This window comes from Pseudomonas sp. URMO17WK12:I6, assembly GCF_003253625.1.
In the GTDB taxonomy this organism is placed as follows: Bacteria; Pseudomonadota; Gammaproteobacteria; order Pseudomonadales; family Pseudomonadaceae; genus Aquipseudomonas.
Window position 1 is genome coordinate 747,189 of sequence record NZ_QKYZ01000001.1, and the last position, 12,788, is coordinate 759,976.

The 12,788-nt window shown below is 58.2% G+C and carries 15 protein-coding genes; 7 read left to right on the plus strand and 8 right to left on the minus strand.

Annotated features, from left to right (window positions below; all coding sequences use genetic code 11):
• The first annotated feature begins 34 nt into the window (after positions 1-34).
• Positions 35-685, plus strand: coding sequence for a hypothetical protein (locus tag F475_RS03530; RefSeq protein ID WP_018927256.1), 651 nt, complete (start codon positions 35-37; stop codon positions 683-685).
• A 106-nt stretch (positions 686-791) separates the two neighbouring features.
• Here F475_RS03530 and F475_RS03535 read toward each other — a convergent pair whose 3' ends face one another.
• The 3 genes from F475_RS03535 to F475_RS03545 all read right to left on the minus strand — a co-directional run bounded on the left by F475_RS03535 (position 792) and on the right by F475_RS03545 (position 4,485).
• Complete coding sequence (locus F475_RS03535) at positions 792-2,321, minus strand: SulP family inorganic anion transporter (protein ID WP_111453137.1); 1,530 nt, start codon at positions 2,319-2,321, stop codon at positions 792-794.
• Between the two features lie 130 nt (positions 2,322-2,451).
• On the minus strand, positions 2,452-3,183 hold the full coding sequence (locus tag F475_RS03540) for a carbonic anhydrase (RefSeq protein WP_018927254.1): 732 nt from the start codon (positions 3,181-3,183) through the stop codon (positions 2,452-2,454).
• 243 nt (positions 3,184-3,426) lie between these two features.
• On the minus strand, positions 3,427-4,485 hold the full coding sequence (locus F475_RS03545; RefSeq protein ID WP_111453138.1) for a PA0069 family radical SAM protein: 1,059 nt from the start codon (positions 4,483-4,485) through the stop codon (positions 3,427-3,429).
• Positions 4,486-4,727: 242 nt separating this feature from the next.
• Here F475_RS03545 and F475_RS03550 point away from each other — a divergent pair, with 242 nt between their 5' ends.
• Positions 4,728-5,033, plus strand: coding sequence for a hypothetical protein (locus F475_RS03550; protein ID WP_018927251.1), 306 nt, complete (start codon positions 4,728-4,730; stop codon positions 5,031-5,033).
• A 255-nt stretch (positions 5,034-5,288) separates the two neighbouring features.
• The gene (locus F475_RS03555; RefSeq protein WP_111453139.1) at positions 5,289-5,936 is read left to right on the plus strand and encodes a dual specificity protein phosphatase family protein; all 648 of its coding nucleotides are present in this window, start codon (positions 5,289-5,291) and stop codon (positions 5,934-5,936) included.
• Between the two features lie 46 nt (positions 5,937-5,982).
• On the opposite strand, the gene F475_RS03560 is transcribed toward F475_RS03555, so the two are convergent.
• Both F475_RS03560 and prlC read right to left on the minus strand, forming a co-directional pair.
• Positions 5,983-6,270, minus strand: a complete 288-nt coding sequence (locus F475_RS03560) for a YheV family putative zinc ribbon protein (RefSeq protein WP_064615693.1) — start codon at positions 6,268-6,270, stop codon at positions 5,983-5,985.
• Positions 6,267-8,318 carry an oligopeptidase A gene (prlC, locus tag F475_RS03565; RefSeq protein ID WP_018927248.1) on the minus strand — a complete coding sequence of 684 codons (2,052 nt, stop codon included), beginning with the start codon at positions 8,316-8,318 and terminating at the stop codon, positions 6,267-6,269. The genes F475_RS03560 and prlC overlap by 4 nt, the downstream gene beginning before the upstream one ends.
• A 100-nt stretch (positions 8,319-8,418) precedes the next feature.
• Here prlC and F475_RS03570 point away from each other — a divergent pair, with 100 nt between their 5' ends.
• Together F475_RS03570 and F475_RS03575 are read left to right on the plus strand one after the other, a co-directional pair.
• Entirely contained in the window at positions 8,419-8,964 is a 546-nt protein-coding gene (locus F475_RS03570) for a gamma carbonic anhydrase family protein (RefSeq protein WP_007940736.1), read from the plus strand.
• A 45-nt stretch (positions 8,965-9,009) separates the two neighbouring features.
• The gene (locus F475_RS03575; protein ID WP_018927247.1) at positions 9,010-9,660 is read left to right on the plus strand and encodes an HAD family hydrolase; all 651 of its coding nucleotides are present in this window, start codon (positions 9,010-9,012) and stop codon (positions 9,658-9,660) included.
• A 38-nt stretch (positions 9,661-9,698) separates the two neighbouring features.
• Here F475_RS03575 and F475_RS03580 read toward each other — a convergent pair whose 3' ends face one another.
• Complete coding sequence (locus F475_RS03580; RefSeq protein WP_064615699.1) at positions 9,699-10,790, minus strand: aminopeptidase; 1,092 nt, start codon at positions 10,788-10,790, stop codon at positions 9,699-9,701.
• 59 nt (positions 10,791-10,849) lie between these two features.
• Here F475_RS03580 and F475_RS03585 point away from each other — a divergent pair, with 59 nt between their 5' ends.
• Entirely contained in the window at positions 10,850-11,266 is a 417-nt protein-coding gene (locus tag F475_RS03585; protein ID WP_018927245.1) for a hypothetical protein, read from the plus strand.
• Between the two features lie 40 nt (positions 11,267-11,306).
• Complete coding sequence (locus tag F475_RS03590; protein ID WP_064615701.1) at positions 11,307-11,726, plus strand: hypothetical protein; 420 nt, start codon at positions 11,307-11,309, stop codon at positions 11,724-11,726.
• A gap of 6 nt (positions 11,727-11,732) precedes the next feature.
• Here the strand turns inward: F475_RS03590 and F475_RS03595 are convergent, their stop codons facing one another.
• Both F475_RS03595 and F475_RS03600 read right to left on the minus strand, forming a co-directional pair.
• Entirely contained in the window at positions 11,733-11,966 is a 234-nt protein-coding gene (locus F475_RS03595) for a DUF1161 domain-containing protein (protein WP_018927243.1), read from the minus strand.
• 178 nt (positions 11,967-12,144) lie between these two features.
• A complete protein-coding gene (locus tag F475_RS03600) occupies positions 12,145-12,576 on the minus strand; it encodes an OsmC family protein (protein ID WP_008152515.1) in 432 nt (143 codons plus the stop codon).
• Between the last annotated feature and the right edge of the window lie 212 nt (positions 12,577-12,788).

Sequence of the window (12,788 nt, forward strand, 5' to 3'; positions counted from 1 at the left end):
CCCTATTTCATTGCCTTTGTTTCCTGGAGTTTTCATGAACACCGCCGCATTGCGCGAGCAGATCCAACAAGCCCAACAACACGAGGCCGAGACCGGCCTGCTGACTCGTCAGCTGGAAACCCAACTGCCGCACCTTCACTCCGCCATCCAATTGCCGGATGTCGACGCTAACGGCGTGATGACGCGTTTTGTGGCCGCGTATATAGAACAAGTGCCAGACCTGCTGGATGCAGCCAATGAAGTCGCCAGGGAAGCGGGCATCGAATCGCAGATCAAGCCGGTGCTGACAATCGCCGAGCAGTTCTTCCTCCAACCGCCGGCGATCATGGCCGGTCACGTTGGCCTGGACAGCCTGCTGGACGAAGCTTATCTGGCGCACCGCCTGGTCGAAGAGGTCAACGACCTGTACATCAAGCATTTTGGTCAGCCATTGATCCCCTTGGACATGACTGTCGCCAACCTGATTGCCCACCAATTGATTGGCGAGGAATTTGCCAACCAACTGGATGAGGCGGTGCATCACGCCGTGGACGAGATGCTTGACGATGAAAGTTTCGCGCTGGAGTCGGTGGAGGCCTACCGCGAGAAACTCAACAGCCCGGACACCGGCGCCGCGTGGAAGCGCTGGCCGTGCCTGTCGCGCCAATTGGGCGTGGAGCTGGAGCTGGATCAACCAGCCGCGTAAGTCTATGCAACCCTGTAGGAGGCTTGCCCGCGAAGGCGTCCCCAAGTACGCCAAAAGCTTCGCGGGCAAGTCGGATCGCCGCACCGCTCGCTCCTACAGGGGGGCTTCAACCGGCCGTTGAGCCTACCCCGGTGGTGGTCCGCAACCGCCCTTCAAGTCTGCGCTTCAACCCCCGCGCTTCAATCACCAACTTCGAACCCTTGGCCGCATTGGCCCGGCCCCACTCCTCCAGCAACTCAAGGCACGAGTGATCGATGTAGCTCAGGTTATTGAGCGGCACATGCACCGTCGCGCCAGCGGGAATGCTCCCCAGCACCTGGGTCAACGCCGGCACCTTGAGGAAAGTCGCCGCCCCCACCAGACGCAGTTCCATCTCGCCGTCCGCCGGTAGATCGATCAGGCTGATTTTCAGGCGCGAAGCCTTCCAGGCCAGTTTGGCCAGCGTCAGGCCAAAGCCGATCAGCACGCCCGTCAGCAGGTCGGTGAAGATGATTGCCAGTGCAGTCGCCGCATAGGTAAACATCGGCATCCGGCCATAACGGCCCAGGCCGCGAAAGGCTTTGAGGTCCACCAGTTTGAAACCGGTGTAAACCAGGACGCCCGCCAGGCTCGCCACCGGAATGCTTTGCAGCACGCTCGATAGCAGCAACACGAAAGCCAGCAACCACAGGCCATGGAACACCGTCGACAGGCGGGTGGTGGCGCCGGCTTGAACGTTGGCCGAGCTGCGCACGATCACCCCGGTCATCGGCAGCGCGCCGAGCAGGCCACACAACATGTTGCCCACACCTTGTGCCGACAATTCGCGGTCGAAGTCCGAGCGTTGACCACTGTGCATGCGATCCACGGCGGCGGCCGAGAGCAGGGTTTCGGCGCTGGCGATAAAGGCCACGGCGAAGGCGGCGATCAGCAGGGTTGGGTCAGCCAGGTTGAGCAGATCCGCCGGGCGCAGCCAATCGATGGCCTCCGCCAGGTTAGCCGGGACCTCCACACGTTTGACCTGCAAGGCGAGCGCCAGGCTGGCGATCGTTGCCAGACCGACCCCGAGCAATGCGCCGGGAACGAAACGCAGGGAATGCGGGCGGAATTTTTCCCACAGCCACATCACGGCAATGGTCGACAGCCCGAGCAAACCCGCTTGCCAGCCAAACGAAGGCAAAGCCTGAATCACTGCAGCAGGAAAGGCCGCCAGGTTATCCAGCCCTGAGGGCTTGGGCACGGCATCGAGCATTACGTGCACCTGCGACAGCACGATCAACACGCCAATGCCGGCGAGCATGCCGTACACAACAGCCGGCGCCGTGACCCGAAACCAGCAACCCAGTTTCAAACGCCCGGCTACCAATTGCAGAAAACCCGCCAGTAGCAGGATCGGCCCGAGCATGGCGATACCATGTTGGCGCACCAGTTCGAACACCAATACCGCCAGACCGGCCGCCGGGCCGCTGACTTGCAACGGTGAACCGGCAAGCCAGCCAACTACCAGCCCACCGATGATGCCGGTGATCAGGCCTTTGGCCGGTGGCAGCCCGGAGGCGATGGCGATGCCCATGCACAAAGGCAGGGCAACCAGAAACACAACCACCGAAGCCAGCAGCTCCCGTGGCAGAACAGCTTTTAATTGAGCGGCACGCATGGTGACTCTCCCGAAGTTTTCTTCAGGCATGGCAAAGCCGGGCTGCCTGATCAGCAGCCTCGGCTAAACCACACAGGGATCTGTTGACCTGTCTCGCAAACGTTGTTGTGAGACAGGCTACGAAGAGGATTTAGAAGCGCGCTTTGGGCGTCGCCACCGGAATCGGATGGCTGCCATCGAGCGGCAGGAAACAACCCTGATCCGCGTCGTAAGCCTGGATTTCGCTGGTTTCGATGTTGTACACCCAACCATGGATAAACAGCTGACCGTTGGCCATGCGCGAGGCTACCGACGGGTGCGTGCGCAAATGCTGCAACTGAGCGATCACATTCTCTTCGGTAAGGATGTGCATGCTCTCGCTTTCATTCGAGCAATGGCAGTTGTCCTGAACCATGGTTTTCGCCACTTCCGCATGGCGCAGCCAAGCTTTGACCGTCGGCATCTTTTCCAGGCTCTGCGGGTTGAGTACCGCGCGCATGGCGCCGCAGTCAGAGTGGCCGCAGATGATGATGTGCTGTACGCCGAGCGCCAGCACTGCGTATTCGATGGCTGTGGAAACACCACCGTTCATTTGCCCATAAGGCGGCACGACGTTGCCGACGTTACGGGTGACGAACAGGTCGCCGGGGGCGCTTTGGGTGATCAGCTCGGGAACAATGCGCGAATCGGCGCACGCGATGAACATCGCCCGAGGCCGCTGGGCCGTGGCGAGTTTTTTGAAGAGTTCTTCCTGCTGCGGAAAGATCTCGTGATGAAAATGCAAAAAGCCGTCAACGATATGCTGCAACGCTGCATCGGCGGTTTCCGCCTCGGGTTGGGCTGAAGCCGACGCAGCCAAAGGCTGTTTATCCTTGTCACTCATGATTCATCCTCTTTGGCGGAGTCAGGGAATTTTCCCGTTTTGTCCGATGTGAAGCCAGTGGCTGTATAAAAAACATCCAGGTCGAAAAGCAGACCCATCAGTCACTCGATGAACAAGGTAGCGGCCGAAGCTTAACTCAAACTGAATCAAGCGCTCTAGAACGTACGTTCCAGGTCATAAGAAATATGACCAGCTTGAACGCGACGTACTTTTTTCACTACTCCACCATAGGTCCGATTGTCCTTAAATCAATGACATCTGGCGACCCGGCGGACAAAAGGCTTTGCAGTCCAGATCGAAACCTTCCCGACGGTTGAGCCCCAGGCGCTTGATGGTTTTGGAAAAGCGCTGCGCCAGCAGATCGGCAAACGGTCCTTCACCGCGCATACGGGCGCCAAACCGACTGTCGTAAAGCTCCCCACCACGGCTCTGGCGGATCAGGCTCAACACATGAGCTGCACGCTGAGGGTAATGGGCGGCCAGCCACTCTTCGAACAGCGGCGCCACTTCCAGCGGCAGGCGCAACATCATGTAAGCCGCAGTTTGCGCTCCGGCCGCATGGGCTTCAGTCAGCAGGCTTTCGAGTTCGCTGTCGTTGATCATCGGAATCATCGGTGAACACAAGACACCCACCGGAATCCCCGCTTCACGCATTACCCGGATCGCCCGCAGTCGTGCCTTGGGCGCAGCCGTACGGGGTTCGAGGATGCGTTTGAGCTCATCGTCCAGAGTGGTGAGGCTGATCATTACCGCCACCAGTCGTTGTTCGGCGAGTTCGGCCAGCAGGTCCAGATCGCGCAGAATCAGCGAGCCCTTGGTGATGATGGTCACCGGATGGCGGTAGCGCAGCAGCACCTCAAGGATCTTGCGGGTGATTCTATGTTCACGCTCGATCGGCTGATAAGGATCGGTGTTGGAGCCCAGGTTGATCGGCGCGCATTGATAGCCGCGTTTGGACAGTTGTTCTTCCAGCACATCGGCGGCGTTGGTCTTGGCGATCAGTCTGGTTTCGAAATCCAGCCCTGGCGACATGTCCCAGTAGGCGTGGCTGGGCCGAGCATAGCAATAGATACAGCCATGCTCGCAGCCACGATAGGGATTGATCGAGCGGTCGAAGGGCAAGTCCGGCGAGTTGTTGCGGGTAATGATGGTCTTCGCCGTCTCGATGCGCACCTCGGTGCCTTGGGTGATTGGCGCTTCCTGATACCAGCCGTCATCCTCGGCCACCGAACGGTTCGGTGCGAAACGGTTGTGAGGGTTGGTGGCGGTGCCGCGACCGCGGGGTGGCAGAGGCGTGTTCATCGATAAAAACCCATTGGCTGTATGTGCATACAGTATCAAGGAGGAAAGCGACAAGCCAGTGCCGTTCGGCGAGTGAACATCGGAGATTATATAAAGGAACTAACAAGACAAGTTTATGGATCAAGCGCATCGCGCAACTGTCATCACTGGAAATATATATCAAGTGGCGCAATTACAAAGGCTGTTAGTACTATCCTCGCCACACGAAGTTGTCGTGGATTATTAATTAAAAGGATTTAGTCATGTCGTTTTTTAATCAGCGTGGTATTTTTTTACAACTGTTGGCGCCCAGCATAACCAATCCTCGCGAAGCACAAGTATCGATGCAGCTTGCCCGTAAAGAGCCGGGATGGGATGCGGTAAATGAAGTGCAGACAGAGGCACTGGTCGATTCCATCTATGTGACAGCGGTTTCCAGCGATGGTGGTCAGTCCTTCACGATCAAAACCATTAACAGCGATGTGGACGGTGATGGCGATATCGATGGTGATGACAAAGCAAAACTGCTGGCCTTGGCCAAGGCTTATTCCAGTATCGTAAATCCCTGAAGTTGATAGTTGTTGCCAGGTCTGCATGAAACTCCATGCAGGCCTGGTTTTATCGGTGTCTATTAACTCAAGGTCTTGCCGGATAGTGTCTCTCAGGCAACTAGCGATGTCGGACAGTCTGACTGATCTGAATGACCACCAGCCTCGGGCATTTGCTGTTCTATTCACGATTCTTTGACAGTGCCCTCACAGGTCTTTGACTGTCCCGAGTTCAGGCTAACGATCACTTATCCTTCACTTCACGGTCGCCTGAGCATGCCCCTACTGCGCCTTCTACCTGCGACGCTTCTTTTGTCGCTGGCCGCACTTTTCAACCTGACGCTGGCCCACGCTGACGACGCTGCTCTATCCCGGCCTGCGGACTGGGCTCAATCGGTGGAGGTTCAGTACAACCTCTATCAGATGTCCCCGACCCTCTATCGCAGTGCGTTGCCGGACAAGGGGGCGGTGCCGTTGCTGGAAAAACTCAAGGTCGCCACCGTCATCAACTTCCTGCCTGAACCGGACTCAAACTGGTTGTCCAACCCCGGAATCACCCAGATACAGCTGCCCTACCGCACCAATCATGTGGATGACAGTGATGTGCTCAAGGCCCTTCGCACGATTCAGAGCGCGGAGGCCAAAGGGCCTGTGCTCATGCACTGCAAACACGGCTCGGATCGCACCGGCCTGATGGCGGCGATGTACCGGGTGGTGGTGCAGGGCTGGAGTAAGGAAGATGCGCTGAGTGAAATGACTCAGGGCGGTTTTGGCGATAGCACCCACTTCAAGGACGGCATTCGCTACATGATGCAGGCCGATGTCGACAAACTTCGTACGGCGCTGGCCAATGGTGATTGCAGCACAAGTCCGTTTGCCATGTGTTCGATGAAGAGTTGGTTCAACTCGGCCCATGTCGAGTAAGTAACACCTTCCACTGCGTTGCGCAGTAGAAGGTGTTTTTCGATACTCAGTGTTGCTCGTCAGGCTTTTTCTTCAGCTTCGGGTTCGGGAAAAACTGCACGGCCTGAACCTTGGCGTCCGGCACCTTGGGTGCCGAGGTGTTAACCCGGGTGCCCAATTCCTTGGGCACCGACAGACCTTGTTCATTCAGCGTGTCGGAATAACCGCAGGCCACGCACTCGCGATGTGGAACGGTATCTTCGTTCCACATCATCAACTTGTCGGGCTCGCTGCAGGCCGGGCAGACCGCCCCGGCGATAAAGCGTTTTTTGGTAATCACAGGTCCCTCACTCATGCTGCCGCGTCCTCGGTCAGGCCGCTGTGGCGCAAGAGTGCGTCAATCGATGGCGCACGGCCACGGAAGTCGACGAACAGCACCATCGGTTCCTGGGAACCACCTCGTGCCAGGATCGCTTCGCGGAATGCACGACCGGTCTGGGCATTGAGCACGCCGTCTTCTTCGAATTTCGAGAAGGCATCGGCCGACAACACTTCAGCCCACTTGTAGCTGTAGTAGCCCGCCGCGTAACCACCGGCGAAGATGTGGGCGAAGCTGTTGGGGAAACGGTTGTAGGCCGGTGGACGCATGACCGAAACCTCATCACGCACGCCTTCGAGCACTTGCAGCACGCTGCGGCCGTCGCCGTGAGTGGCGTGCAGCTCGAAGTCGAACAGCGAGAACTCCAGTTGGCGGACCATCATCAGTCCGGACTGGAAGTTCTTCGCCGCGAGCATTTTCTCCAGCAGATCCTGAGGCAACGGTTCGCCGGTTTCGTAGTGTCCGGAAATCAGTGCCAGACCTTCCGGCTCCCAGCACCAGTTTTCCATGAACTGGCTTGGCAGCTCGACCGCATCCCAGGCCACGCCGTTGATGCCGGATACGCCAGCGTGCTCGACACGGGTCAGCAGGTGATGCAGGCCGTGACCGAATTCATGGAACAGGGTGGTCACTTCGTCGTGGGTCAGCAGGGCTGGTTTACCGCTGTCGGCCGGGGTGAAGTTGCACACCAGGTTCGCCACCGGGCTTTGCAGCACACCATTGATTGTACGGCGGTGATCGCGGGCGCCGTCCATCCAGGCTCCGCCACGCTTGTTGGCGCGGGCATAGAGGTCGAAGAAGAAGCGGCCGACGTGCTGGCCGTTTTCCTTGATTTCGAACAGGCGAACGTCCGGGTGCCAGGTATCGAAGCCTTTCAGCTCGGCGATCTCGATGCCGTACAGGCGCTGGACGATGGCGAACAGCCCACCCAGAACCTTGTCGATCGGGAAGTACGCTCGAAGGGTTTCCTGGGCAACGCTGTAGCGCTGCTCGCGAAGTTTTTCACCGTAGAAACCGCTGTCCCAGCTTTGCAGGTCCGGGCAACCCTGTTCGGCGGCGTAGGCCTTGAGCTGCTCCAGATCCCGGACGGCGAACGGCTTGCTGCGCTTGGCCAGGTCGCGCAGGAAGCTGAGTACCTGATCGCTGGATTCGGCCATTTTGGTCGCCAGGCTCAGCTCCGAGAAACTGGTGAAACCCAACAGTTTTGCCAGTTCCTGACGCAGGTCGAGGATTTCTTCCATGACCGGGCCGTTATCGTTCTGACCGGCATTCGGACCTTGGTCCGACGCACGGGTGCAGTAGGCGGCGTAGACTTCTTCGCGCAGGGCGCGGTCCTGGGCGTAGGTCATCACCGCGTAGTAACTCGGGAATTCCAGGGTGATCAGCCAGCCGTCGAGGTCTTTGGCTTGCGCGGCGGCGGCCATCTGCGCCTTGGCCGAATCGGTCAGGCCAGCGAGGGCGGCTTCGTCAGTGATGTGCTTGGTCCAGGCCTGAGTGGCGTCGAGCAACTGGTTGGAGAAGCGACTGCCCAGCTCCGACAGTTTGCTCTGCACGTCGGCATAACGCTTTTGTTCGGCTTCAGGCAGGTCGATACCTGACAGGCGGAAGTCACGCAGGGCGTGCTCCAGGATGGTTTTCTGCGCCACGTCGAAACCGGCTGCCTCAGGACTGTTCGCCAGCGCTTCATAGGCCTGAAACAGTTCACGGTTCTGGCCCAGCTCGGTGGCGTAGGCGCTCAGGGCCGGCAGGCAGGACTCGTAAGCCTCGCGCAACTCAGCGCTGTTGCACACGGCATTGAGGTGGCTGACCGGGCTCCAGGCGGCGCCCAGACGATCGTTGAGTTCGTCCATCGCCAGCACCAGGCCGGCCCAGGTCGGTTGTTTGGCCTGGGTCTTGAGGATTTCGACAATGGCGGCGCGGTTGTCAGCCAGGATCTTTTCAATGGCCGGTTGCACGTGTTCGGCACGGATCGCCGAGAACGGCGGCAGGTCGTAGGACTGCAGAAGAGGGTTGTTCACGCTCACGGTTGGCACCTTGGCTGGAAAACATGCGGAAGAAACATGCGCCCATCTTAATTACAATCGACGCTCACCGCAGCTATCGGCAACAGAGAGAAACCCTATCGTGACCCTTCGCAAGTATCAGAACTACACGCCGCTGCTGGGCAAAGGCGCTTTTGTCGACGGCTCGGCAGTGGTGATCGGCGACGTCGAAATCGGCGAAGACAGCTCCGTCTGGCCGCTGACGGTGATCCGCGGCGACATGCATCGCATCCGGATCGGTGCGCGCACCAGCGTGCAGGACGGCTGCGTGTTGCACATCACCCATGCAGGGCCATTCAACCCCGATGGCTTTCCGTTACTGATCGGCGACGATGTGACCATCGCGCATAAAGTCATGCTTCATGGTTGCGCCGTGGGCAACCGGATTCTGATCGGCATGGGCAGCATCGTCATGGACGGTGCGGTGGTCGAGGACGATGTGATCATCGGCGCCGGTAGCCTGGTGCCACCGGGTAAGCGCCTGGAAAGCGGTTTCCTTTATGTCGGGAGCCCGGTGAAGCAGATCCGGCCGCTGACGGACAAGGAAAAAGCCTTTTTCACCTACAGTGCAGCGAATTACGTGAAGCTCAAGGACCTGCATCTGGCCGAAGGCTACGACCAGCTCTAAGCCGCTTGATAACGGAAAGCGTCTCGCTATTGCTCAGGAATTTCCATGCATTACCAAACCGTACTGTTCGACCTCGATGGCACGCTGACCGACCCGCGCGAAGGCATCACCCGCTCCATCCAGTTCGCCCTGAGCAAACTGGGTATCGATGAACCGGACCTGACCAGGCTCGAACATTTCATTGGCCCGCCATTGTTGCAGGCGTTCATGCAGTTCTATGACTTCGACGAACCCAAGGCCTGGGAGGCAGTGAACTTCTATCGTGAACGCTTCAAGGTCACCGGCCTGTATGAAAACCGCGTGTTCGACGGCGTCACGCCTCTACTGGAAACCCTCGGTGGCCAAGGGCGGCAGCTGTACATCGCGACCTCCAAGCCGTGGGTTTTCGCCCGGGAAATTGCCCGGCACTTCGACTTCGCCAAGCATTTCAAGATGATTTATGGCAGTGAGCTGGATGGCACGCGGACCAACAAGGTCGAGCTGATTGCACACTTGATGGCCGAAGAGGGTCTCGACCCGGCCAATACGCTGATGGTCGGCGACCGTAAGCACGACCTGATCGGTGCCCGCAGCAATGGGCTGGACGCGGCAGCGGTGGGTTATGGGTTTGGCAGCCGGGAAGAATTGAGCGCCGAAGCACCGGCGTATCACTTCGAGACGCTGGATGAGTTGCATCAGGCGTTTTTGCAGCGCTGAGCAAATCCCTTCGCGGGCAAGCCCGCGAAGGGGCCCGTTCAGCCACCGGAATTCGCTGATCCTGCCAACGCCCTCAACGCCGCCTTGCGCTCCCCAACCGGCAACGTGCCTACCTTCTCCACTGCCGCATAAAACCTCACCCAATCACCATCGACCTGCCTGAACAGTGTGGTAAACGCTGGCACCCACTGGTCATACAAACCAAACGGCAGTAATCGGGCGTTGTTCATCGGGGCGTTGATCCATGCATCGTAGCGATTGTTGCCAGCCCATTGGCTGTCACGCAGGGTCCTGTACTCACGGCGCAGTTGTTCGAACTCGGCCGCTTTTCGCTCACGCATTTGATCGGCCGGCAGCGGTAGGGCGTAAAGCCGTTCAAGCCGGGTGCGGGTGTCCAGAATCAATTGGATGAACTGGTCGCGTTGGCGTACCAACGCTCCATTGTCCGGCGGCATGTCTCGGAATGCGCGCCATTGGCGAGTGCCTTCCTGTTCGACGAACGTGGCGAAGGACTCGTTGAACTCGGTGTCGTCTTTCACATAAAAACGTTGGTGCGCGAGTTCGTGGAATATCAGCGTCGCCAACCGCTCGTCGCCCCACGCCATCATCGAGCTAATAATCGGATCGTTGAACCAACCGAGCGTCGAATAGGCCTCGACGCCGCCGATCGACACGTCCATACCTTGCAGGCGTTGCAAGGCGGCCTCACCGCGAGCAGCGCTCTGACTGTAAAAACCGCGATAAGCGACGCAGCCGGCGACGGGGAAGCAATGGTTCTGCGGCTTCAGCGAAAACTCCGGCGTGGCGAAGACATTCCAGACTACAAACGGTCGGCCGATGTCGGCGTACAAGCGGTAGCTCTGGTTGTCCGGCAGATGCAGGTATTGGCTGGCGAACGTTCGGGCCTTTTGTGACTGGGCCAGGTGCGCACGCAATTGCCGATCGCGGTCGGGGTCGGCAATCACATTGGCAATCGGCTCCCGGGCCCGCAGCAAGTGCAGCTGACCACTGGCCAATTGGCCGTAATAGCTGACGCTCGCGCAGCCATTGAGCGACAAAAGAAAAACACCCGGAAACAAAATGCGTAAAACGCGATCAAGTAACCCAAGGCTTGGACGCGGCCTGATCAAAATAAAAAAATTCCTGGAAAGTCTGCCCGCAAGACTATCCCGCCTATTGGAGCTCCGCTATGCGCAAATTGATGCTGACGGGAGGCCTGCTGATGCTGGCCGGCTGTGCCGGATTGCCCACCCCTGATCCTTCGCAGGCCTGGATCGATCTTGATCCATTACAACAAGACGCCGCGCTGCAAGCGCTGAAAGTCGATGACAAGGCGTCCATCGACAAGCGCTACTTCCAGGTGCAGCCCGGCAGCCATGAGCTGAAGGTTCGCTATTTGTTCGCGGTCCAGCCAACCAACATTGGCCCCGATGCCGAGCCGTTGTGGCGCGACTGCCAGTTGAATGTGAAATTCAAGGACTTCAACGCCGGGCAGCGGTATCAGCTGCAAGCGGGGAATATCGGCTTTCGGCCGTGGGCAAAGCTTTATGATCAGCAGCGAAAAGTGATTGGGCAGGGTAAGCCAGCGGGCTGCCAACGCACCTGATCGGCGCTATGCTGAATGATCAGTCCTTGGGATATTCATCATGCGCAGGTTGTTGCTGTTGCTCGCTGCAGGTGCCTTTGTCGGCTGCACGAGTCCGTTGCCGGCGGTCAATCCGCAGATGGCCTGGGTCGACTTCGCTACGCCAGTTCCTGGCGGGAAACTGCTGATGGCCGATCGTCTGGACAACCAGCGGTTGAGCGATGGCCGTTACTTTCAGGTCACCCCGGGTAGTCATGAGCTCAGGGTACGTTTTGACTTTGAAGTGTTTGGCGGAGGACCGGGGTTGCTGAACACTCCTCTGGAGCGAATATGCTACCTGACCATCAATTACGACCATTTCGAGGCCGGCCAGCGTTATCTGTTGGAGGCTCGCTCCATAGCGTTCAGCCCCAGCGCCCGGCTGTATAACGCCAAGCGGGAGATTGTCGCCGAAGATCGCGAGAGCTACTGCCTCATGTGAGGCGAATCAACGGTCATTTTTTTGGTAGATGATTTTCTTCGTGCCGCCGTCGCACGTGCCGACCACCATATTCTGATCGTGCACTTCGTCGTTGGTGACGATTTCCAGGGTGTAGGACGAGACGTTATTGGCCTGGATCTTGGCTTCGATCTCAGCCTTGAGTTCCTCACACGATTTGGTTACCGCGAGAGCCGATGTGGCCAGCGTGCAACAGATAACCGCCAAGGCAAAACGTTTCATGGTTGAAGCTCCCTTGAGGCAGCGCGCACGGTGATGCGCTAAAGCTGCTGTCATTTATTCGACCACAATTACGCCAGCCATGTTTTGTTCCAACGCAAAAAAAGATCGCAGCTTTCGACAGCGCCTACCGATCAATCAATAATCCAGGCGCTGCCGACGGCTGCGATCTTTTATCGGTTTAGCTGACCAACGTCGCATCCAGGCTGATTTTCGCATTCAGCACCTTGGACACCGGGCAGCCCTCTTTGGCCTTGTTGCTCAATTCCTCGAATTGCGCCTGGGTCGCCCCAGGGATTTTCGCCTTGAGGATCAGTTTCACTGCGGTGATTGCAAAGCCGCCGTCCACCTGGTCCAGAGTGACTTCGGCATTGGTGTCGATGCTGTCGGCCTTGAGGCCGGCATCGCCGAGAATCATTGAAAATGCCATGGAGAAACAACCCGCGTGGGCCGCACCGATCAACTCTTCCGGATTGGTGCCTTTACCGCCTTCGAAACGGGCCTTGAAGCCGTAAGGGGCTTCTCTGAGTACGCCGGTTTCCGTGGAGATTGAGCCGATGCCAGTTTTCAGGTCACCTTCCCAATGAGCCGATGCTTTCTTTGTGATAGCCATGTCTGCCTCCTCAAGATCCGGCGCGAAACGTCGCGCCTTCGTGGTTTTCGGTTACCAGGGTTCTGAGGATAGACCGTCAGGCAAAGTTCATCTCATCTGATCAGTCCTCTAATTGCACAGGAATTTTGTCTCTCCTATTGAAACTCGGGTATATGCCCTCATTGCAGAGAACACGCTTACAGACTCGGCAGGTTTTCGTTGGGAAAAACCTG

Excerpts from the sequence above, each read along its gene's own strand:
- F475_RS03555 (WP_111453139.1), top strand. The coding sequence starts at position 5,289 with ATGCCCCTACTGCGCCTTCTACCTGCGACGCTTCTTTTGTCGCTGGCC.
- F475_RS03585 (WP_018927245.1), top strand. The coding sequence starts at position 10,850 with ATGCGCAAATTGATGCTGACGGGAGGCCTGCTGATGCTGGCCGGCTGT.
- F475_RS03535 (WP_111453137.1), bottom strand. The coding sequence starts at position 2,321 with ATGCGTGCCGCTCAATTAAAAGCTGTTCTGCCACGGGAGCTGCTGGCT.
- F475_RS03575 (WP_018927247.1), top strand. The coding sequence starts at position 9,010 with ATGCATTACCAAACCGTACTGTTCGACCTCGATGGCACGCTGACCGAC.
- F475_RS03550 (WP_018927251.1), top strand. The coding sequence starts at position 4,728 with ATGTCGTTTTTTAATCAGCGTGGTATTTTTTTACAACTGTTGGCGCCC.
- F475_RS03560 (WP_064615693.1), bottom strand. The coding sequence starts at position 6,270 with ATGAGTGAGGGACCTGTGATTACCAAAAAACGCTTTATCGCCGGGGCG.
- F475_RS03595 (WP_018927243.1), bottom strand. The coding sequence starts at position 11,966 with ATGAAACGTTTTGCCTTGGCGGTTATCTGTTGCACGCTGGCCACATCG.
- F475_RS03545 (WP_111453138.1), bottom strand. The coding sequence starts at position 4,485 with ATGAACACGCCTCTGCCACCCCGCGGTCGCGGCACCGCCACCAACCCT.
- F475_RS03590 (WP_064615701.1), top strand. The coding sequence starts at position 11,307 with ATGCGCAGGTTGTTGCTGTTGCTCGCTGCAGGTGCCTTTGTCGGCTGC.
- F475_RS03530 (WP_018927256.1), top strand. The coding sequence starts at position 35 with ATGAACACCGCCGCATTGCGCGAGCAGATCCAACAAGCCCAACAACAC.
- F475_RS03600 (WP_008152515.1), bottom strand. The coding sequence starts at position 12,576 with ATGGCTATCACAAAGAAAGCATCGGCTCATTGGGAAGGTGACCTGAAA.
- F475_RS03540 (WP_018927254.1), bottom strand. The coding sequence starts at position 3,183 with ATGAGTGACAAGGATAAACAGCCTTTGGCTGCGTCGGCTTCAGCCCAA.